This window comes from Sunxiuqinia rutila, assembly GCF_050589705.1.
In the GTDB taxonomy this organism is placed as follows: domain Bacteria; phylum Bacteroidota; class Bacteroidia; order Bacteroidales; family Prolixibacteraceae; genus Sunxiuqinia; species Sunxiuqinia rutila.
Window position 1 is genome coordinate 1 of the sequence record NZ_JBNGOT010000004.1, and the last position, 20,575, is coordinate 20,575.

At 43.8% G+C, this 20,575-nt stretch carries 20 protein-coding genes and 1 tRNA gene; 11 read left to right on the top strand and 10 right to left on the bottom strand.

Features of this window, described 5'->3' with window-relative positions; genetic code table 11:
• On the bottom strand, positions 1-2,129 hold a 2,129-nt coding region (locus ACRD6K_RS05475; protein ID WP_430972406.1), incomplete at its 3' end, for an autotransporter outer membrane beta-barrel domain-containing protein.
• 1,478 nt (positions 2,130-3,607) lie between these two features.
• Between ACRD6K_RS05475 and ACRD6K_RS05480 the strand changes: the two genes are divergently transcribed.
• On the top strand, positions 3,608-4,231 hold the full coding sequence (locus ACRD6K_RS05480; RefSeq protein WP_430972407.1) for a hypothetical protein: 624 nt from the start codon (positions 3,608-3,610) through the stop codon (positions 4,229-4,231).
• Between the two features lie 471 nt (positions 4,232-4,702).
• Here the strand turns inward: ACRD6K_RS05480 and tpx are convergent, their stop codons facing one another.
• Entirely contained in the window at positions 4,703-5,215 is a 513-nt protein-coding gene (tpx, locus tag ACRD6K_RS05485) for a thiol peroxidase (RefSeq protein ID WP_299578668.1), read from the bottom strand.
• 266 nt (positions 5,216-5,481) lie between these two features.
• The gene (locus ACRD6K_RS05490; protein WP_430972408.1) at positions 5,482-6,057 is read right to left on the bottom strand and encodes a peptidylprolyl isomerase; all 576 of its coding nucleotides are present in this window, start codon (positions 6,055-6,057) and stop codon (positions 5,482-5,484) included.
• Between the two features lie 267 nt (positions 6,058-6,324).
• Here ACRD6K_RS05490 and ACRD6K_RS05495 point away from each other — a divergent pair, with 267 nt between their 5' ends.
• Entirely contained in the window at positions 6,325-7,326 is a 1,002-nt protein-coding gene (locus tag ACRD6K_RS05495; RefSeq protein WP_430972409.1) for an SRPBCC family protein, read from the top strand.
• Between the two features lie 10 nt (positions 7,327-7,336).
• Here the strand turns inward: ACRD6K_RS05495 and ACRD6K_RS05500 are convergent, their stop codons facing one another.
• The 6 genes from ACRD6K_RS05500 to crtD are packed head-to-tail and all read right to left on the bottom strand — an operon-like array spanning position 7,337 to position 12,550.
• Positions 7,337-8,080, bottom strand: a complete 744-nt coding sequence (locus ACRD6K_RS05500) for a tetratricopeptide repeat protein (RefSeq protein WP_430972410.1) — start codon at positions 8,078-8,080, stop codon at positions 7,337-7,339.
• A complete protein-coding gene (locus ACRD6K_RS05505; protein ID WP_430972411.1) occupies positions 8,053-9,156 on the bottom strand; it encodes a glycosyltransferase family 2 protein in 1,104 nt (367 codons plus the stop codon). The genes ACRD6K_RS05500 and ACRD6K_RS05505 overlap by 28 nt, the downstream gene beginning before the upstream one ends.
• Positions 9,149-9,760 carry a lysophospholipid acyltransferase family protein gene (locus tag ACRD6K_RS05510; RefSeq protein WP_430972412.1) on the bottom strand — a complete coding sequence of 204 codons (612 nt, stop codon included), beginning with the start codon at positions 9,758-9,760 and terminating at the stop codon, positions 9,149-9,151. Before ACRD6K_RS05510 ends, ACRD6K_RS05505 begins: the two co-directional genes overlap by 8 nt.
• Complete coding sequence (locus ACRD6K_RS05515) at positions 9,757-10,446, bottom strand: fatty acid desaturase (protein ID WP_430972413.1); 690 nt, start codon at positions 10,444-10,446, stop codon at positions 9,757-9,759. The genes ACRD6K_RS05510 and ACRD6K_RS05515 overlap by 4 nt, the downstream gene beginning before the upstream one ends.
• On the bottom strand, positions 10,446-11,090 hold the full coding sequence (locus ACRD6K_RS05520) for a carotenoid biosynthesis protein (protein WP_430972414.1): 645 nt from the start codon (positions 11,088-11,090) through the stop codon (positions 10,446-10,448). The genes ACRD6K_RS05515 and ACRD6K_RS05520 overlap by 1 nt, the downstream gene beginning before the upstream one ends.
• Positions 11,090-12,550 (bottom strand): 1-hydroxycarotenoid 3,4-desaturase CrtD, encoded by a 1,461-nt coding sequence (crtD, locus tag ACRD6K_RS05525; protein WP_430972415.1) that lies wholly within the window; start codon positions 12,548-12,550, stop codon positions 11,090-11,092. The genes ACRD6K_RS05520 and crtD overlap by 1 nt, the downstream gene beginning before the upstream one ends.
• A 111-nt stretch (positions 12,551-12,661) precedes the next feature.
• Here crtD and ACRD6K_RS05530 point away from each other — a divergent pair, with 111 nt between their 5' ends.
• From ACRD6K_RS05530 to ACRD6K_RS05540, 3 genes are read left to right on the top strand one after another with little or no spacing between them, the layout of a single operon-like run.
• Positions 12,662-14,146, top strand: a complete 1,485-nt coding sequence (locus ACRD6K_RS05530) for a phytoene desaturase family protein (RefSeq protein WP_299578720.1) — start codon at positions 12,662-12,664, stop codon at positions 14,144-14,146.
• Positions 14,130-14,963: a phytoene/squalene synthase family protein gene (locus ACRD6K_RS05535; RefSeq protein ID WP_299578722.1), complete on the top strand. Its 834-nt coding sequence runs from the start codon at positions 14,130-14,132 to the stop codon at positions 14,961-14,963. The genes ACRD6K_RS05530 and ACRD6K_RS05535 overlap by 17 nt, the downstream gene beginning before the upstream one ends.
• Entirely contained in the window at positions 14,964-15,653 is a 690-nt protein-coding gene (locus ACRD6K_RS05540) for a lycopene cyclase domain-containing protein (protein ID WP_430972416.1), read from the top strand.
• 40 nt (positions 15,654-15,693) lie between these two features.
• On the opposite strand, the gene ACRD6K_RS05545 is transcribed toward ACRD6K_RS05540, so the two are convergent.
• The gene (locus ACRD6K_RS05545) at positions 15,694-16,218 is read right to left on the bottom strand and encodes a NanQ anomerase/TabA/YiaL family protein (RefSeq protein ID WP_430972417.1); all 525 of its coding nucleotides are present in this window, start codon (positions 16,216-16,218) and stop codon (positions 15,694-15,696) included.
• A gap of 208 nt (positions 16,219-16,426) precedes the next feature.
• On the opposite strand from ACRD6K_RS05545, the gene ACRD6K_RS05550 reads away from it, so the two are divergent.
• The 6 genes from ACRD6K_RS05550 (at position 16,427) to ACRD6K_RS05575 (ending at position 20,401) form a co-directional block, all read left to right on the top strand.
• Positions 16,427-16,933 carry a hypothetical protein gene (locus ACRD6K_RS05550; protein ID WP_430972418.1) on the top strand — a complete coding sequence of 169 codons (507 nt, stop codon included), beginning with the start codon at positions 16,427-16,429 and terminating at the stop codon, positions 16,931-16,933.
• A gap of 60 nt (positions 16,934-16,993) precedes the next feature.
• On the top strand, positions 16,994-17,521 hold the full coding sequence (locus tag ACRD6K_RS05555) for a hypothetical protein (protein WP_299578730.1): 528 nt from the start codon (positions 16,994-16,996) through the stop codon (positions 17,519-17,521).
• 128 nt (positions 17,522-17,649) lie between these two features.
• A tRNA-Gln gene (locus ACRD6K_RS05560) sits at positions 17,650-17,722 on the top strand.
• A gap of 186 nt (positions 17,723-17,908) precedes the next feature.
• On the top strand, positions 17,909-19,144 hold the full coding sequence (locus ACRD6K_RS05565; protein ID WP_430972419.1) for a site-specific integrase: 1,236 nt from the start codon (positions 17,909-17,911) through the stop codon (positions 19,142-19,144).
• A gap of 146 nt (positions 19,145-19,290) precedes the next feature.
• Complete coding sequence (locus tag ACRD6K_RS05570) at positions 19,291-19,998, top strand: hypothetical protein (protein WP_430972420.1); 708 nt, start codon at positions 19,291-19,293, stop codon at positions 19,996-19,998.
• 88 nt (positions 19,999-20,086) lie between these two features.
• On the top strand, positions 20,087-20,401 hold the full coding sequence (locus ACRD6K_RS05575) for a helix-turn-helix domain-containing protein (RefSeq protein ID WP_430972421.1): 315 nt from the start codon (positions 20,087-20,089) through the stop codon (positions 20,399-20,401).
• The last annotated feature ends 174 nt before the right edge of the window (positions 20,402-20,575 follow it).

Below are 20,575 nucleotides of genomic sequence, written 5' to 3' on the forward strand. Positions count from 1 at the left end.
TTGCCTGTGGTGCCGTCTTCACAGTCTTCCAGGTTCTGTAAAACCATGTCAGGGTTGTCATATACATCGATGGTAAAATCCACTCCACTACTTTCACAATCCGTTGCATTACTGACATAAAGACTTGCATTATAGGTTCCTGGGCTAACTCCGCCTGGAATTATAATACTAATTTCATCTGCAGGTAAACTTGGTACGCCAATGTCTTTAAAGCCTTCACTTTCTGCTGTCGCATCAAAGTCAATTCGGTAGGTATCAGGAGCTCCGGCAGTGGCAATATATGGAAGATTAGTAGTCGTAGTTCCTTCACAAACCTCAGGACTATCCCCAAGTGTTATGGTAGGCGGTACGCATTCGGCCAAGGCAAAGGATGTTGTGGTACTTAGTGAATTAATCCCCGAAAAGTTGACAATCTTTGCAGTTCGTGTCGTTGCAGGGTAACTCCAATTACCATCAAACATTCCTACCAGGTAATCACCAGCAAGATTCGCTTCAAATTCAAAGCTTCCACCCAAACTTTCAAATTCAACGCCTGAGTTTTCAATCGTCCAGTAGCTATTCATACTTGCGCCTGAATTTAGAAGCGAACTACCTATGTTTGGATGAGAACCTGCAGCTGATGTAACAGAGATGTATCCATTTTGAGTGATGTTCGTGAAATTCAATTTTAAGACTGAATGATTAACAGGAAAACGGTAGCCTGCTACATCTGTTACAGCAATAGCTCGTTGCAGTGTTCCCAACACGTAGCCGTTGGAACTAACCAGTGCTCCAACATCTGAATCGTTCAGAATAACAGTAAGACTATTAGTCGCGGCATCTATGTTGCTGCCATCCTTCATGTATAACTGCTTATTGATGACAAGATCGTTTGCTACCAGCTCTAAGGTTGTGTTTTCACTGACCGTAATGTTGTAAAAAGGGATGGGACTATTGATTGAGAAGGTGCCGCTGGTTGTTGCTGTTCCAAACTGCAATGTACCTCCCGTCATTGATTTGGAGCCGGAAGTGCCATCAATTATTGAAACATCCCAATAGCCTGAGCCATTCGGTTGATGGAAAATGATGGTACCACCGGTCATCTCAAAATTGGCCTCTTTAGTAAGATGCAGGGTGGCGAAGGTTGTACTGCTGTGTCCAACCTTCGCTAAGGTAATGGTTCCGCCAAAGATATTGGCTGTACCACCCGAAACCACCAAGCGCCCGGCAATATCTACGGTGCCCCCGTTGATATTCAGGATGCCTTCACTCCGAATGGTCAGACTATTGCCTGGGTCACTGCCTAAGCTTACCGTTGAGTTTTCTTCGACCTGGAAAATTCCTTTGTTCTCAATCGAGAAAGCACCGGTAGTCAAGCTACCACCTTGAACCAGGAGTCCGGCGTCGACCTCAATCGTAAAGCCAGTATTGTAAGTGCAGTTAATACTCCCTGAAGGGTTCACCAAAAGTTTACCGGAAGTAAGCGTAATGGTTCCGCTCAATACAATAGGGGCATTCACCTGAAGGGTGTTTGCTGCATCTTTATTAAGAATAAAATGTTTGAAAACAGTGGTCGATGTTCCGCTGATCGTTCCATCCGTACTCCCGGTAAAGCTAACGGTACTGTTGGTTCCTGCATCAAACGTCCCGTTGTTGGTCCAATCGCCGGTAACTTCTAAGTTTGCTCCATTTCCGAGGGTCAGTGAAGCATTGATAAGCACATTATCAGTGGTTATTGTTGCTCCAGCAAGAATGGTTACATCATCGTCAGCATCAGGAACGACTCCTCCATCCCAACTGGCAGTTTCATTCCATGGTCCTCCAGTTGCCGTGGAGGTGATGGTGAGTCCTGCCTGCGCAGTCATTGAGCTGGGAATCGCAGGCCTTTCAGCACCTGTATTCAACAGTTCGTTGGGGCTTTCGTTCTTTTTTTCAGGGACTAAGGCAATAAGCTCCGAAGCCGGGGCGTTTACCAATTGTTGATCGGCTGAAGCTGCGATTTCGCGTTCAGCCATGAAAAAAACATCCAAGCTATTCTTTTGGAATGACTCAGATGATGGATGAGCTTGAGAAAAACTGATTTCCTGCAAAAAACACGCCAGTACGACCACACCCACTACGACAGAAAGAATCTTATTTTTTAGGACCATTAAAGATTGATTCTTACACTTAATTCACAACCAAGTGTTTTCAACATGATTAAATTTACGAAATCCCACCTAAAAACCCTTACTACTTAGGACTTCGCTGTTTCTCCGATGACGCTTTTGATCGCTAAAACGATTCCACGTTGTTCGCTTTACCAATAGACTTCCATGTTGAAGTTAAACAATAAACGACTATCAGTCAGTCGAATGTATTCGCTTGATGAGTTTTGCCAATTGGCACTTTTAGTTGAAATCTCACGCACGAATAAAACGACAGGTAGCGAAAATATGTTCAAAAGCATACGCCGGAACATTAACTTCTCTAATCTTAATCCCGAATTACGTTAATAAGTGACCCCTTTTCCTTCTCTTTTTTGACAAAAAGGGCTTATTTAAAATGGGTTTGAATTTCGCCTGTAGCAAATAAAAAAACAGGATACCAAATCGTAATTTCCTCAACCTTTCTCAGCCTCCTGATTCTCAGGATTCAGTACGTTTCACGGCACACGATCTCGCTTCGAAGTCTTTGTGCGTTCGTGATTTGTGTCCTCGTGTGCTCTGCTCTTTGCGTTCACTGCATGCTTCCCGTCTTAGCGGTCAAACAGACTGTTGTCAGTTGTCTGCTTCAAGTTTCAAATTCCGTCATTGCGAGCGCAGCGAAGCAATCTGTAAGCGGATATCAGTTGTCGGTCCTATAAAATACGCACTCCGCAAATTTTCACAGGATAAATTATCAGTTGACAGCCTTCGTACGTTCGTGACTTCGTGCCTTCGTGTGTTCTTTCTTTGCATCTTAGCAGTTAACGAAAATAGTATCAGCATCAAACCAACTTGTCCTTTTGGCATGATCCAAAAGAACCAAAAGATCTAGGCTGACGATGCTTTTGATCGAAAACGGCAGATCAGTCTCTCCCCGAAAACCAACTCCTCCCGTTGGTCGTGAAACAGGGTTTTCTTAGCTAGTCCCGCGCAGATTCCTTCCCTTGTTTTCTGTTTCAAAACCCTCGTAGGCCGAACTTTTCACCTGGCGATGAAGTGGAGGAATTAGTCAGGCTTCGTGACTTCATGCGCTCGTGTCCTCGTGTGCTCTGCTCTTTGCGTTCACTGCGATGCTTTCCGTCTTAGCGGTTAAACAGACTGTTTTCAGTTGTCTGTTTCAAGTTCCGTCATTGCGAGCACAGCGAAGCAATCTGAAAGCGGATATCAGTTGTCGGTCCTATGAAATACGCACTCCGTGCATTTCACAGGATAAATTGTTAGTTAACAGCCTTCGTACGATCGTGCGTTCCTGGGTTCGTACCTTCGTGAGTGCCTTCTATTGTCTATTGTCTATTGTCTATTATCTTCTCTTTCCTTTTGACAGGGATCAAATCCATATCTTCTAAGTATCTTCTGTGTTATTTCTGTGTATATTCTGTAACTTTAATAATATAAAATATGTATAATAAACTAATCAAATACGTTAAAAATAAGACTCTGCTATGGCGAAAATAAGAGACGGGTTATTGGGATCGGTATCCGGGAAACTGGGGCCACTGGTTGTTGTTAAGCGCGGGGACACGTCTTATGTGCGGGCAGCTCCACAATACAGCAAAGACTCCTGGTCGGACCGGCAGAAGCAACACCGGCAGCGGTTTAAGGCGGTAAATACCTTTTGTCAGCAGTATAAACAGCAGGTTATTGTCCCCATTTGGAATCGCTTGTCGGGAAATAGCAGTGGGTATCATATGTTTTTAAAAGCAAACATGCCAGCATTCGGTCACCAGGGACAGTTGGAAGATCCATCCTTGCTCCATTTTGCAGACGGCTCGCTGCCCTTACCATTTAAGCTGGGGGTAGCTGTCCGGCCTGATGGAAGCGACCAGCTGGAAGTGAGCTGGCTGAACGACGAAGGAATAGCCAGCATTCGTTTAAGCGATGAGCTATGGTATATAACAACTTCTGCGGACGGATTTCAGGGGCCCTATGAAAGTGGCCTGCACCGCTCGGCGCAGGGCGGTCTACTCACGCTTCCAGAGGAGTCGAGTTCGTATGACGGAATTTACCTGTTTTTTGCATCGCCTGACCGAGGCGCTTTTTCACCCGACCGGTTTCTGGTCATTTGAATTAGGAGAGTCAAGAGCAGCGGGCTAAGAGCATGGAGCACTGGGCACTGAGCGCGAGAACAGTGAGAAGGACTTTACCGAAGGTATGAACACACGAACGCAGGAAGGCACGATCTCAGGCACTCAGACACTTTCAAAGAATTCGGCAATCTGAATATCCGAAAATCCAGTGGTCAAATTAAAGCCAACGGCGAAGTGCATGCAGAAAAGAGAAAGAAGCACTGAGAGGCTGAGAAGAGCTTTTCAGCAAGGCAGTAGTTAGTAGGCAGAAGGTGCTTATGAACGCCCGACGGCACGACAGCACGAACACACGAAGGCACGAGCGTACGGACATATGAACTTTCAAAGATTCTGGAAGGCCCCTATAAGCCAAACAAAAAAACCAGGTCTTTGCTGACATGCAGCTAAAGCCTGGATTTTTAATATCGTATTAGTACAATTTGCTAATGCGAAGGCTGATAGCCAGAATGACTAAATCAATTCCTTAACAACATTCAATGCTGAATCATAATCAGGTTCAGTGGTTACTTCAGGCACAAACTCAACATACTTAACTGTTCCGTCCTTGTCAATCACCACGGTTCCTCGGGCCAGCAAACGAAGCTCCTTTATCAGGAAGCCATATTTAGTCCCGAAATCCACGTCTCTGTGATCCGACAAAGTCACCACTTTATCCAAGCCTTCGGCAGCACAAAACCGGCTTTGCGCAAAAGGCAAGTCGCAAGAAATAGACAGCACAGCGGTATCGCCTAATTGGGCAGCTTCCTCATTGAAACGACGGTTCTGCGCCTGGCAAACGCCCGTATCAATCGAAGGGTAAATAGCCAAAACACGCACTTTGCCATCAAAGTCGGATAACTTCACCGGCTCGAGGTTTGCACTTAATAACGTAAAGTCGGGCGCTTTTTCGCCTACCTGAATCGGTTCCCCAATCAGGGTTAAAGGATTACCTGCAAAGGCAATTTTTCCAGTTGTTTCTTTCATCTTATTTTAATTTTCAAAGGTATTCGATGAACGCGCTTATTAATCTTCTATCGGGTGCAATAGTTATCACATGCTCGTTTCATCTTGATTTCTTTTTTTTGAACTTAATTATCTAAAACAACCAATCCCTTCGCTTGTTTGCTCTCAGCACAAGTTTTCATCCCAAACTTCCATTATACGCTTTATTACAAGGCATAACAACCCAGGAATACAGAAAAATTGAATGAATAATGATTCATTCATTTCGTTAAGTCAACTCCACGAAATTACTTTTCCAGCGTCATTCCAATAATCCGTATTGGCCTTTGCAACAGCTGCCCATCATCGTTTCCCTGCTGAATCTCCCGAACAACTTCCATCCCCTTCACCACTTTTCCAAAAGCAGCAAAGCCTTGTCCATCCGGATTTCGTTGGCCTCCAAAGTCCAGCTCTGGCTGTTCGCCCACACAAATAAAAAATTCGGTTGATGCAGTTCCAGGCTCCATCCGGGCCATGGAAAGGGTTCCATCCCGATGCTTTAGGCCAGTTTCACGTGTTGTTTCGTGCATAATTGCCGGGTATTTCTCCACCAACTCATCCTCTTTCAATCCCCCCTGAATCACTTCAATTTTTACGTCATTATCCGGTTGATTATCCATCCGAACCACCCGATAAAAACAAGCTCCGGAATAAGTCTGATCCTCAACAAAACGCAGAAAATTAGCCACCGTTACCGGTGCTTTTTCCGGATACAGTTCAACCACCACATTCCCCCGTTCTGTTTCAATAATCACAGTAGGTACAGCAGGCCGGTTACAGGCATAAAAACAAATTAGCAAAAGGCTAAGCAATCCAGGTTTCATAAAACACATTTTTAGGTTAATCAAAGAAACAAAAAAAGTCGCAAAGCCGTTAAACCCCTTTACCCTTGACTTTCTACCTATACTCAAAACATCTAAGGACTAAGTAAGGGCCTATAAAATAAACATCCTTGCTTCACAGAGTTTTCCCGCGAATCAAGCGGATCAATTAAACGAAAGAACAAAAACTTACCCAAGGAGAATTAATGATAATTTTGTATCTTCTTCTCAATTTCGTTGAATCAAAAAAAGATCAATTAATTCCGACCTATGAAAACACTCAAAAAATTCTTTCTTGGCCTGCTTATCCTACTTATTGCCATGGCCATCATTGCCTTTTTCCTACCACGAGAGGTACATGTTGAACGAACAGCCAGCATTCAGGCACCCGCCAAAGTTGTTTTTAACCAGGTAAACAATCTTCGTTCGTGGGACAAGTGGGCCGTGTGGAACCAAATGGACCCGGATATGAAAGTGGATTATAAAAACAGAGGCATCGGCAAAGGAGCGGCTTATTCGTGGGAAAGCGAAAATCCAAACCTTGGAGCCGGTACCATGACCATCACCGAATCCGTTCCTTACGATTCCATTGCTACAACGATGAATTTTATGGAGGAAGGCCTGTCAACCGGTTATTTTCTGTTTGATGAATCGGGACAGACCACGACCGTCACCTGGGCTTTTGATACCGATCTGGGCTACAACCCCATTGCCCGATGGATGGGCTTGTTGTTTGATTCGATGATTGGCCCTGACTTTGAACAAGGCCTTCAGAATTTAAAAATTGTTGCCGAAACCATTGTTCAGGAAAAGCGTCCGGTTGTAGAGCTAGTCAACCTGCCGGCCTTTGACTTTGTTAGTATCCGCCAAACCATTGAGTTGGAAGACGTGTCAGAGCAAATGGGAATTAACTATGGGCAGCTCATCAATTTCATCAACCAAAACGACCTGGCCATGACCAACATGCCTTACGCCATCTACCACAAGATTGACGGCAACCTGATTGATCTGGAATGTGGCATTCCGGTTAATTCTAAAGTTGAAGCCCAAGAGAACATCCTGACGGGCACCATGCCTGCAAAAACCTATGCCGCAGCCGATCACTTCGGCTCATATGACCATCTGGAGCAAACGCACAGCTTTATTCAAAAATGGATTCAGAACAATGAGCTTCAGCTGGCTGGCAGCCCCATGGAGCAATACCTGACTGACCCACAAAAGGAACCCGACGAATCGAAATGGGTAACGGCCATTTATTACCCGGTGAATTAGGCAGGAAGGGTTAATAACCAGCTTCGGAAGAAAGAAAATCATCCAACCAAGGGAGTCCGCCATATTGCCGATGAAGCTTCTGGCGGGTTCTTTGGTACAAAGCATCCTGCTTGGTTTCAGAGTAGCCTTTCAGGATGAAAATTTCAACCAGCACTGTCAGGTAATTGCAGGACTCTTCGCTTTCCTCAAACAACTCCAGCGCTTTGCGATAAGCCGCGATGGCCTTTTTCTTATCGCCCCCAAAAAGGGCCGGCCGGTTGTAAAGGGCATTGCCTTCTTCCAGCCACACCATGGGTTCATCCGGATCCACTTCCATAGCCTGTTGAATGGAGCCAACGACTTTAGGTCCCAAAAAGGGGGCTTTGTACCTGGCCAGACCAATCTTAAACGCATCGAAGGCGGCTTGCAAACTCAAAAGCCGGGCATTGTCTGGCTCTTGCTCCAGGTAGCGTTCCAGCCGATTCTCCCCTTCCTGAAGTACTTCTTTAATCCTCTCCTTTTGATCGGTTCCGAAGTAATAACCGATAAGGCCATAGCGAGCTTGCAGGGCCAGAATCCCCCACTCCTGCTCTTCCGAATGCTTGTGTTCAATTTCTTCAATCCAGCGCATCCAGTTACTCATATCTCCTTCCAGATAGGCATTAAAAAAATGACACTGGTAGGTCTCCAGCTTTTGCCCCGATACGGACAAAGCCAGGCAGAACAGCAAGCCAAGCAGCAACAAGTTTAAATAGTTATTTTTCGACCTTTCCATTTTGCTTTTTTAGTTATTCGAAGGCGAATATTTTCAATCATCAGATGAGCCAGAAACACCATTTGCAAAGGATGAAACAAAAGGTTAGCCCAGCATTGCTGATGGCTTGCCCGAGAAACCAGCAAACGATTCAGCACAAGCAATGTAGCATAAACAAGCAACCCGTTCCATCCCCAGGCGAAATATAAAAGCAATGGACTTCCCATGAGAACGATCCCAAAGAAGAGCATCAGCAAACGGCTGCCAAAGAAAAACTCATGCACATTTTTCACAAAGCCCTGCAAGGCTCCCGCATAATCCTGGTACATCCGACAAAAGACATCGCCATTTCCTAATAAAACAGCCACACGCTCCTGTTGTTTTTTCATCAGGCGAACCAGCTGGATATCTTCCACATGACGATTTTTAACTCGTTCGTGCCAATTATTCCGTTGATAGTTTTGTGCGTCAAAAAGCATAAACTGTCCATTGCCGGCGGCAAACAAAGGGTTACCCGATTTCAGCACAAGCTTCAGAGGCAATAAAGTCACTAAAATCCAGTTCATAACTGGCACTGTCCGTTTTTCAGAAGTAGTTTGCATCAGTTGCTGCGGAAAGAGAGATAACAGGCTTAGCTTGTTGGCTTTGAAAAAATCCACAGCTTTGTGCAGGGCATCCGGTGCCAGAGTCACATCGGCATCCACAAACAACCAATAGTGTCCCCTTGCTTTTTGAGCCAGTTGGTGACAGGCAAAATTTTTCCCGGTCCAGCTGGGTGGTAAATCGTCTCCGTCAAAGTAATGAAGCCAGTCTGCATGCTGCTGCCATTCCTGTAAAATCTGCCCGGTTTTGTCTGTTGAATGATCATTGCACACCCAAACCTCAAGATCCGGGTAATTCAATTGAGAAATAGCTCGAAGTAAGTTCGGCAGGTTGTGCTCCTCGTTCCTGGCTGGCACCAACAAGGACACTTTGTCGTTGTGCTCGCTTCCAGCAGCAGGCAGGTAAGGTTTGCTCACAACATTGACCAGCGCAACCAAGGTGCGTAAAACAAGAAAAGTAAATACAGCCCAGGCAATGATTAAAAGATCAGTCATGTTGCTTGTTTATACATTCGTCCCGAAAAGAATTGTAGGCCAGCTCCATGCTCTGGGGTGTCCGCTCGCCCTCATAGTGTTTCAAACAAAACCGGATTAAAGGTTTTGAGCTGCTGAAATAATCCGTTAAGGTCACACAAAACCACACTTGAACGGGCTCGCCGGCATGTTTTAAAATCCAGGAAGCTCCTCTCCCAAAAGCAATGGTTTTAACCTGCTGCGATTGGATTTCCCCTTGCGGATAGAGACAAACCAGATTCTGATGAGCATGCAATAGCCCGGCAGCATAAGTCAGCGTCTCCAGCAGCTCGCGCGAATTCTTTCGTACGGAGAAAGCACCGCACCGGTTAATGAACATGCGCTTATGAAGTTGTTCTTCCAACATCATCACATGAAAACGCTTCTGAAAAAAACGCTTGCTTAACCACAACGACCAATAGCCGTCCCACCAGCTGAAGTGATTCTGAAGCAACAAAACCGGTCTCTGTGGATCAACTTGCTCGTTGGCATGCACCTCAATTCCGCGAAAATGAAACGCCATTTTCCAGCGGAAATAAAGATCTAAAAACCAAGTCGTTAGGGGATGATGTCTGGATTTGATCATAGCTGAATTTTTCGTTTATCTTTTTCGCGATAAAGTTGCCACCAAGGAATTCGGGGTATCTCGTGATGTTCCCAGTGGTAACCAAAGAAGTAGCAACTCAGCATGGCCCACCAATGCGGTCCCCGCTGGCTTCGCGCCCGATGCGGCTGCATACTTTCGGTGTGCGGTTTTCGGTGCGGCAGGTAGGTGCCCACAAAAAATAGCTGAAAAGTAGCCAGTACCGCCGGAACAATCCAAAACACAATCAACTCCGGAACAGCAAACCAAATTTTCAGCACATTAAAAGCAACCGCCATAAACAAGAGTTGCCAGATGGTGGCATAACGTTTCAGAAAGACAAACCACCAAACAAAGAAATTCTGCGAGCGCGTATAATAATCCGGATCCTTTTCAGTAGCCGGAAACTGATGATGCAAATAATGATTGGCCCGCAGTTTTTGGTAGCTAAGTCCGGCAAAAAGCAAGGATGAAATCCAGCCAAACACCGTGTTTACCTTCATGCTTCTGCTAATTAATCCATGCATGGCATCATGCCCGGTAATAAACAAGCCGGTATATAAGTAGGCCTGTAACATAACATGCAGGTAAGTCCAGCCAGAAGAGGGATCAGCTTGCAGATACAGCAGGCAGTAAAGCAAATGCCCCAGCCAACATATTAGCACGATGATTGCAATTAAAATTCCCATCAAGTTAAATTTAAAGTGAAGGTTAAAGCGAGAAAAAATACCAGTTGAGTCCCCAAGATCCATACGGCCAAAGGGTTCTTCAACGACACCCGTCCGGCACGCATCAAGGCAAAAATCAAGAGCGAAACCAGGTACCAATCCAGGTAGTTTTTCAACGGAATATGGGCCGATTCCCAGCTCCACATTTTCAAGGCCGTGGCTACCGGTTCCATAATAAAATCAAACAGCACCATCAGCAGAGCTCCCAAAAACGGAAAATACCATTGTTGGTTGATTTTCGAGAAAAGCACAAAAATACCGTAAGCCAGGAGCAACCAATTGATTCCGATAAGCAAAGGGGTGTTCCTCAGTTTCAACCCAAGTGCCGGCCCATAAGTGTAGTTTCCAAACAGCCAGCCCGTGTTAACCCCAATCCATTCGGTGACAAAACCAATGCAAGCGACAGCTGTCAGCATTAAAGCCGTTTTTACCGACCACTGCTGTTGAAAGTACAATAAAACCACCGCCGTCAATGATAAATTAAGCGGTGTTAGAGCCACAAACAAGTCATAAGTCCGATCCAATGAAAAGCCTAGTATCCCAACCAGGTAGAGGATGGCCAGAACAATTTTGATCCCTAAAATAAATTTGGCGTTTTCTTTCATTAGCTCTTCCTTTTTTCTTCAACCATATCGGCCACAATTTTTGCCGAAGACAAGCACAGTGGAATTCCACCACCGGGATGCACGCTGCCACCAACGAAGTAAAGTCCGGGCACATCGCGCCGGAAATTGGCATGCCGGTAAAACGCAGCAAACAAGCTGTTTGAGCTTGGCCCATACATGGCTCCATGAAACGAGCCGGTCTCCGCCTCAATTTTCACCGGGTCAAGCAACTCCTCAAATACAATCTGTTCTTCCAGCTCTTCGCCCAACATACGATTCAGCTTAGTCAGAATATGCTGCCGTGTCCGCCGGTTCATTTCAGCCCAGTCTTGTCCAACATTTTCGGGCGCATTCACCATCACAAACCAATTTTCCATACCTTCCGGAGCATCATCCGGATTTTCTTTACTACTAACAAACACATACACCGTTGGATCATCTGAAATTTCCTTTTTCTCAAACAAGGACACAAACTCGGCTTCGTAATCTTCACTGAAAAAGATGTTATGCAAATCCAATTTGGGAAATGACTTTTTCATGCCCCAGTAAAAGATCAAGGCAGAAGAGGATCGTTCCAATTTTTCCATCCGCCGGATCCGCTTCTGATCAGGCAGCAGATGGGTATAAAACTGGTGAATATCCACATCGCTAACAACCACATCCGCAGGTTTCAACTCGCCCTGAACAACGAGGCCTTTCAATTGCCCCTTATGCATCCAAACCCGTTCAACCGGTGCTTGCAAATGAAACTGCACTCCCAGTCGCCGCGCCTGCTCTGCCAGTGAATGCACTAGTTGAGCCATTCCCTTTTGGGGGAAATAAGCTCCCAGTTCATGCTCCAGGTGTGAAATCACACTCAACGTTCCCGGAGTTTTGTAAGGATTAGAACCATTGTAGGTGGCATAGCGATCAAACAGTTGCACCAAACGTGGATCGGAAAACGCCTTTGCATTCAGCTGATGCAGGCTCGAAAAAACTTTCAGCCGAAAAAACTGCAGTGCCCGAAGCAAATTAGCCCAAGTAAGCAACTTGCGAATGCGATGAAAAGAGTTGAAAATAAAAATCGGGGCCGTCAAGCGGTAAATCCGCTCAGCCTGTTTCAGGTAATCCAACAATTTGGCGGCTTTCACTCCGGTTTTTTGCTCCACTTCTGCGGCAAATTGCCCGGGATCAGCATAAGCTTTCAACTGCACGCCATCTTCAAAAAAATACGAGGTAATCACTTCCAGCTTCCGGTAGGGAAATCTCAGGTCTTCATCGAGCAGCTCATCCACCAAATGAGGCAGCGTAAACAGCGATGGCCCCCGATCAAAACGGAAACCAGCTTGGCGCGATTCTTTAATCTTGCCACCTAACTGATCCGACTGTTCATACACCTCCACCTCCATGCCCAGTCGAGCCAATCGAATAGCGACTGCAATTCCTCCAATACCTGCTCCTATGACTAGCGCTTTTGACATTATTTCATTAATTTTAAGAAAGATAATACTCTTATCGAAAAAAAACTTGCTACTAGTTAAAACATTTTAGCTCCAATTTGTTTAACTAAACAGATAAAACTTCAAACAAAAATGAAAAAGAAAGTACTGATTGTCGGAACCGGATTAGCGGGTTTATCAACAGCCCTGCGGCTTACCACTGATGGCTACGAGGTTGAGATGGTTGAAAAATATCATCAACCGGGAGGACGCTTGAACCTGCTGACTCAAAACGGGTTCAAATTTGACATGGCTCCGACTTTTTTCAGTATGAGCTACGAATTCAAGGAACTGGCCAAGTACTGTAAAATCGCCATGCCTTTTGAATTTGTAGAGCTGGACCCGCTTTATGCGGTTCACTTTGAAGGCGATTCTCGTTCTTATTTAATCCATAAGAACCTGAAAAAACTGGCCGCTGAGTTCGAACACCTGGAACCCAATCTGGAAAAGAAACTGGAACGCTTTTTGAAATCAGCTGGCGAAATTTTTCACGACACCGAGCACATTGTCATCAAGCAGAACTTTGATAGTTTGCTGGGATATTTGCTGCAGCTTACCCGTGTCCCAATCAAGCACGCCCCAAAAATGTTTTATTCGATGTGGCGTGAGATGGAGAAGAATTTTGATTCGTTTGAAGTGAAAGTCATTTTTTCGTTGGTCGGCTTTTTCCTGGGAGCAACTCCTTTCGATACGCCGGCTGTTTATTCCATGCTGAATTACACCGAATTGGTACACGACGGCTATTACAACGTTAAAGGCGGCATGTACAAAATCGTGGAAGGCATGGTTGCCGAACTCGAAAAGCGCCAGGTGAAGATCCACTATGGGGTAGAAATTGACCGGTTTGAAGAGACTAACAAACAGCTCTCCGCCTTTTATGATCAGACCGGGAAGAAATGGGAAGCTGATTTGTTTGTGGTAAATGCAGATGCAGCTTCATTCCGCGGCACTATTCTCAACCGGAAGAAGTACAGCCCTCAGAAACTGGATCAGAAAAAATGGACGCTGGCACCGCTGACCATCTACCTGGGCTTAGACACCAAAGTGCCGGACATGTATCACCACAATTACTTTTTGCGCCGGAACTTTAAGGAATATGCCGGGAAGATATTCAAAAACGACATCAAGCTCGACAAGCCCTATTACTATGTCAACATTCAATCGATGCATAATCCGGACTACGCGCCGGAAGGCAAAGAGAGTGTTTTCATTCTGTGCCCGGTACCCGACCTAAGGTTTAAAGCAGACTGGAGCGATGCCGAAGAAATTGCAGATGCCATCATTGCCGATATGAGCCAGCGGACCGGCTTCGACTTTGCAGCACATACCGAATTGCGGACTGTTTATTCGCCCGAAGCCTGGGAAAGCACCTTCAACCTCTACCAAGGAAGTGGCTTAGGCCTGGCCCATGATCTGAACCAAGTTGGTGGATTCCGCCCGTCAAACAAAGACGAGGCATTCAACAACCTCTACTACGCCGGAGCCTCTACCGTTCCGGGAACCGGACTCCCCATGACCGTGATAAGCTCAAGATTAGTAACCCAACGAATTTTAAAAGACCATGGAACTTTATCGTAAAAACAACCTGGATTGCAGCCGAATTACCACCCGTAATTACAGCACCTCTTTCTCGCTGGGTGTTCGCATGCTGAATAAAAAATACCGGCCGGGCATATACAGCATTTATGGTTTTGTGCGGTATGCCGATGAAATTGTTGACACCTTTTTTGACCAAAACCAGGAAGAAATTTTTCAGGAATTTAAGCGGGAAACCTTTGTAGCCATAGAAAGAGGCTTTAGCATCAATCCGATTCTCGACAGTTTTCAGCATGCGGTTCGTCGTTATCAAATCGATCGGGAATTGATTGATGCTTTTCTTTTCAGCATGGAGATGGATTTACACCAAACCAGCTACGATCCACTCCTCCTGAAAACCTACATTTACGGGTCGGCCGAAGTTGTTGGGCTTATGTGCCTGCGCGTCTTTTATTCGGAAGAGCCCGAGCTGTACGAGCAGTTGGTGGAGCCGGCACGAAAACTAGGTGCTGCCTTTCAGAAAGTGAACTTCCTGCGAGATGCCCAGGACGACTTTGAAAACAAAGGCCGTATCTATTTCGAAAACATCGACTTCAATCATTTTGACTCGGAAGCCAAAGCACGGATTGAGCAGGAAATTGAACAAGACTTTGCCGAGGCTTACCAAGGACTAAAAGCCTTGAAAAAAGAAGTCCGCTTTGGCGTTTACCTTGCTTATATCTACTATTTAAGGCTATTTCGGAAAATCAAACGTGCACAGCCATCTCAAATTTTAAAGCAGCGTTACCGGGTTTCCAACCCAAAAAAAATGTATCTTTTGGCCAACGCTTATTTAAAAAATACGCTTAACCTTTTATAGATGGATTTGCAACATTTTACCTACGCCGGCTTGCTGCTGGGCACCCTTGCCATTCCGCTGGCCCTGAGTTTTGATCAAAAAGTTCGTTTTTGGACCAAATGGAAGTATTTGTTTCCAGCCATTCTGATTACGGCTATCCTTTTTATTTATTGGGATATTCAGTTTACCAAGGCCGGCATCTGGAGTTTTAACCACGACTATGTGTTGGGCTACTTCTACAAAGGGCTTCCGCTGGAAGAATGGCTTTTCTTTCTCATAGTTCCTTACGCCTGCCTGTTTATTTACGAAGTGCTGAAAGCCTACCTCCAGGCCTATGAATTTCCACGCATTTTTGCAGCCCTAAGCCTGGGGCTGATTGTCCTGTTCGGCCTCCTCAGTTTTTTTCATCAAAGCCAGTTGTACACCTTTTTCAACTTTCTGTTTGCTGCCGTTTACCTGGGTTACACCATCTTCCGAAACCGCTTCAGGCAGCATCTTAGCAAGTTCTTTTTCACCTACCTGATCACGCTGATTCCCTTTCTGCTTGTCAATGGTGCACTGACAGCCATTCCTGTGGTTGAGTACCACAGCGAGCATATTCTCAACATCCGGGCATTTACGATTCCGGTTGAAGATTTTGGCTACCTGTTTTTATTGCTTCTGATGAATACAACCATCTACGAAACACTGAAGGAACAAAAGTACTATTAAGCCTTAGGAGCGCGGGGTAAACCCCAAAGAGTTTGAACGGCTAATCCACTGCAATTTTGAATACCAGTTTTTTAACTGGTTTCGCTCCTTCATGATCCATCATCATGCATGGGCGATGAACATCGGAAGGAAAAAACACAAAATAGCACATTGGATTGGCTCTAAAATATTCGCCTTCCTGCTGCCCAAAAAAGATTAAATCGTTGGCCTCATCATATTTTTCAGGCGAAACGGCACGCGACAGGTCCAAAAGTCCCATCGTCTCCTCACCATCAATGACATACTGTAGATCAATATATTTTCGGTGTGCTTCCCATTTCGCGTCTTTCGGATTTTTCGTTGAATAGTTTGAAACCATGGCAAAAACATCATCACCCATCACCGGGTATTTACCTTCATCCAACGCAGCCAAGTCTTGCTTCAAAAATTCAAAAACAGCTTTCCAGCGCTCGGGATGGCTGTGATAATGGCTATAAAACTGGTTTAAATCAATCGACGCATGCGCCTTCATACTCAATCCTTCCTGCCAATCTGCCGCATGAAACCAGGCTTGCTCTTTGCTCATTTTTAGGGGGTATATGGGGTTATCAATAATTTTCCTGCTTCAAAGGTAACAAAAACAAGCATCTCTGGCTCCTAAAATGCTTTTTATGTAAGTTAATTATTTGGATATCTAAACGTTAAGAAATCATAAAATAGCTTTACTGACCAACAACATACCAAAACAAATTCACAACTTTGCAGTTGTAAATCATGAAAACAATGTTTAGCCAATGGATATAGTCGGAGTTGTAAAGTTAATTCATGTATTTCTGTTAGCCACCATCAAGTATTCCATCACCTTTCCCTACGCCTTGTTAATCGGACTGGATACCACTCAGGCCATTATCGCCATAACCGTCGGGGGAATTAGTGGGTTTTTCTTCTTTTATTACTTGAGTGCAGCTATCGTTCGGGTATTTAAAAACCAGAAAGTAGTGATCACCAACTTTGTTGACAAACACTTCAAATTCGATTTGAATCGGCTGTTTGCCAAGTTCAGGTCACGTTCATCCAAATCTATGCGGACCAAAAGGCAATTTGTCAAATTCAGAAACCGCTACGGATTCATCGGGATTATTATTGCCACACCTGTTTTGTTGAGTATTCCTTTAGGAGCTTTCCTGTTGAACCGTTACTACTCCCGTAAAAAACATGTGTTTGCCTATATGGTTCTTTCCATTTTGGGCTGGTCCATGGTATTTTCTTTAATTATTATCATTATCCCGCATTCGATCTAGGCATCCTTCGCTTCAGTTGAATCAGCTATCTTTAGTCATGTTTTCAGAAAAGAATACAGCATGACCCGAGAAGAATTTTATACATACTTAAACGAATGGAGCGCCATTGAAACCCTGACCAGCTACCTGGTTGAGCATCCCGAAGAAATCAGCATGCTCGTGCAAATTGGCTTACATGATTCTCAAAAAGAAAGCTGGCGAGCCCTTTGGATCGTGGATAAAATTCATGAGAAGAAGCCGGCCTTAATCGGTCCTTACCTACCCCAGTTCATTGATTCGCTCCACCAGGTTACCAATGAAAGCAAGCTTAGGCACCTGTTAAAAATTATCAGCCTCAACCCAATTTTGCCTGACCGGCTAACTTTTCTGTTAGACTTTAGCATTGCTGAGCTGACCAATGCAGCCCGCCCGATAGCCATCCGGGTGCATGCCATGCAACTGTTGTATGAAATTGCCCTCGTCGAACCGGAATTGCGGGCAGAAGTCATCCAACTCATCGAACATGAAATGACTTTTCATGCCTCGCCAGGCATTCTTTCACGCGGGAAAAAGATTCTCAAAAAAATTCACGCTTTAGGTCAAACATAAAAGATCCTCATTTTCAATATGGTTCTTAATTCACCCAAAAAAAAATGAAAAAAATTACTCCTAAACGCTTGTGGGTATATATTCTTTTCCTATTTTTGCAGCGTCTTTAAAGAAAAGGCAATAATGATTGACCCGTGGTGTAATTGGCAACACGTCTGATTTTGGTTCAGAAGAGTCCAGGTTCGAGCCCTGGCGGGTCAACTGAAAAGCTTGCAGAAAACTGCAAGCTTTTTTCATTTCTACTGTGTTTATAGGGATTTCAGAGCATTTTACTATAAAACCAGATCAAGAGAAATTAAGAGAAATTAAACTTTTCTGTCCCCCCTGCTGTCCCCCCGCTGTTCTTCTGTATCTTATTAATTCCTATCTTGCCATAAAAAATCAAGTATGGCAGAAGTCAAATTCTTTCTTAAAGAGCCAAAATCGGATAAAGAAACATTGGTTTATCTTTTCTTTAGCTACAATGGCAAACGCTTAAAATATTCAACAGGAGAGAAAATTCATCCTAACTATTGGATAACAAAAGACAAGAAATACCGTGCAAGCAACAAAATGCCGTTTAATCAGGCTTCCGAATTCAATTCAAGGCTGGACAAACTGGAAGGAGCTATAAAAAAAGCTTACCGAAAATTACTAAATGACGGTACGCCTCTGAATAATACAGCACTGAAAACCGAGTTTGAGAAAGAACTCAACGAAGAAAAAAAGGAGAGGCCAACTTTAATTTCATTTATTGATGGCTTTATCGAAGAATCAAAAAACCTAAAAGCTCCCGCAACAATAAAAGCCTACAAAAACACTTTCTCCCACCTCAAAAAATATTGCAAGGAGAAAAGAAAGACAATGGACTTTGAAAATATAGATTTGGACTTTTACAACTCTTTCATCTCCTACCTCACAAACGATTTGCAATTTGCCAGCAACACGATAGGAAACCAGATTAAAAACCTCAAACTATTCATGAACGAAGCCACGGAAAGAGGCTTAAATACAAATCTGGATTTCAAAAAACGGAAGTTTAAAAAAGTTACCGAGAATGCTGACAAAGTATATCTGACTGTTGATGAACTAAAAAGAATGTATGAACTCGACTTATCAGAAGATGCAAGACTAGAGCGTACCAGAGATTTGTTTATCGTCGGCTGTTTTACAGGGTTGCGTTTTTCCGATTTCATCCAGTTGAAAAAAGAAAATATCATTGATGGGAACAAGATCAAGATTAGAACCCAAAAGACAGGCGAAACAGTTGTCATTCCGCTTCATCCATATGTAAAAACCGTTTTTGAAAAATATGATGGAGAATTGCCGAAACCAATAAGCAACCAAAAAATGAACGATTATCTAAAAGAAGTTGCGAAAAAAGCAAAAATCAAAGAGCGTGTTGAGATTGGAATTACAAAAGCTGGCGTACTTCAAAAAAAGCTGTACAAGAAACATCGCCTGATAACAACCCATGTCGCCAGGCGAAGTTTTGCAAGCAATCTATATTTGGCTAATGTGCCTTCAATTACAATTATGAAGATTACAGGACACCAGACCGAAAAAAGCTTCCTTCGCTACATCCGCATTACACAAGAAGAAAACGCAAACAAGCTATTAAATCATCCATTCTTTCAATCATGACACATCCTTTCACCCTAGACCTAACAACAAAGCAAAAAACAGCTTTAAAAGTCGAATTCAGCCAACTTCAGTCCATCGAGGAGAAGTATAACTTCTGGAAAGAGAAACTAGGACGTTCTTACTGCTTCTGGGCACACTTTGAGCAAATGGAAATTATCGACTTTCTTATCTACCCAAACACCCCAGATGAAACAGAAACCCTTAACAGGTTACTCTATCAGGATGGCCAATATATTTTTACAAATAAGAAAGAACCTAAAATTTCTGTATCGAAACAAAAATTTATTGATGCCGCCAACAATTCAAAAAACAAAGATTCTATCATCGAATATGAGCTAAAAAAGATCGACGATTATATTTTCACCCGAAAACAAACCACAATCGTTGACGGAGAACAATACGAAAAAGACAGATTCTTTATGGCTGGCTATGAAGATTTCCTCCTCCACTCCAAGGAATTTGACTGGTCAGAACGAAGTTATCAGACGGCTTTACTATTTGAAAAACTCCGTGGTATTGAATGGGCAAAATATCGAAAATTTGTAAAAGATTATTCTACCTCTACAGCCCCAAAACCAACTGAACTAAAACTTACCGGAGAACAAAAGTTTCTGGTTCTGCATTACTGGAAGTTTGGAAACGAGATTAAAACGAATACAAAAAAAGCACTGTTGTATGATTTCTTCATCAGTGAGCTAAAGCAAAGCACAATTCGTCCCATGTTTTCCGATATCCCCAAATACGAAACAGAAGAAAATCTAGATGCTGTCGTCGATTTTTTTAGATTGCTTGGTCTTACCTCAAAAGCCCGTGAGATACAGGATAAAGTGAATAAACTGAGAAAGAAGCAGTAAAGAAACCACCCACAGTTTCACCCACACTTTCGACCACAGCAAATTTATCAACGGAGATTTGTGACATAAACATTTTAAAAAATAACACATGTCACACATTATCCTACACGGAATTAGTACAGACGAATTCAAGGAATTATGTCTGGAAGCATTTAAAGAAATGCTTAGTGTCAACTTGGCTAACGGAGCAACAGCCGGCACAAAGAAGTTATCGCTCGAAAGTGAAGAAACTTTCTTTACACGTCAACAAGCTGCCAACTATTTGCAGATGTCTTTACCAACGCTGCATCAGTACACAAAAAACGGCTGGATTACTTCCTACCGAATTGGCAACAAAGTCCGCTACAAGAAAGCTGATCTTGAAACAGCTCTCACAAAACGTAACTACGGGAGGAGGGCTTAATTATGAAACACAAAAACGATTATTCAGCAATTGTTTTCTTCGAAACACAAAAACCCAAAAAATGGGCATTCATTCACAAGCTTAGTACATTTCGAAAATTTTTGGACGAAAAGCATTCAAGTTGGGAATATATGAATGTTTACGATCGAAGAAATAAAACATTTTTGAAGCGAC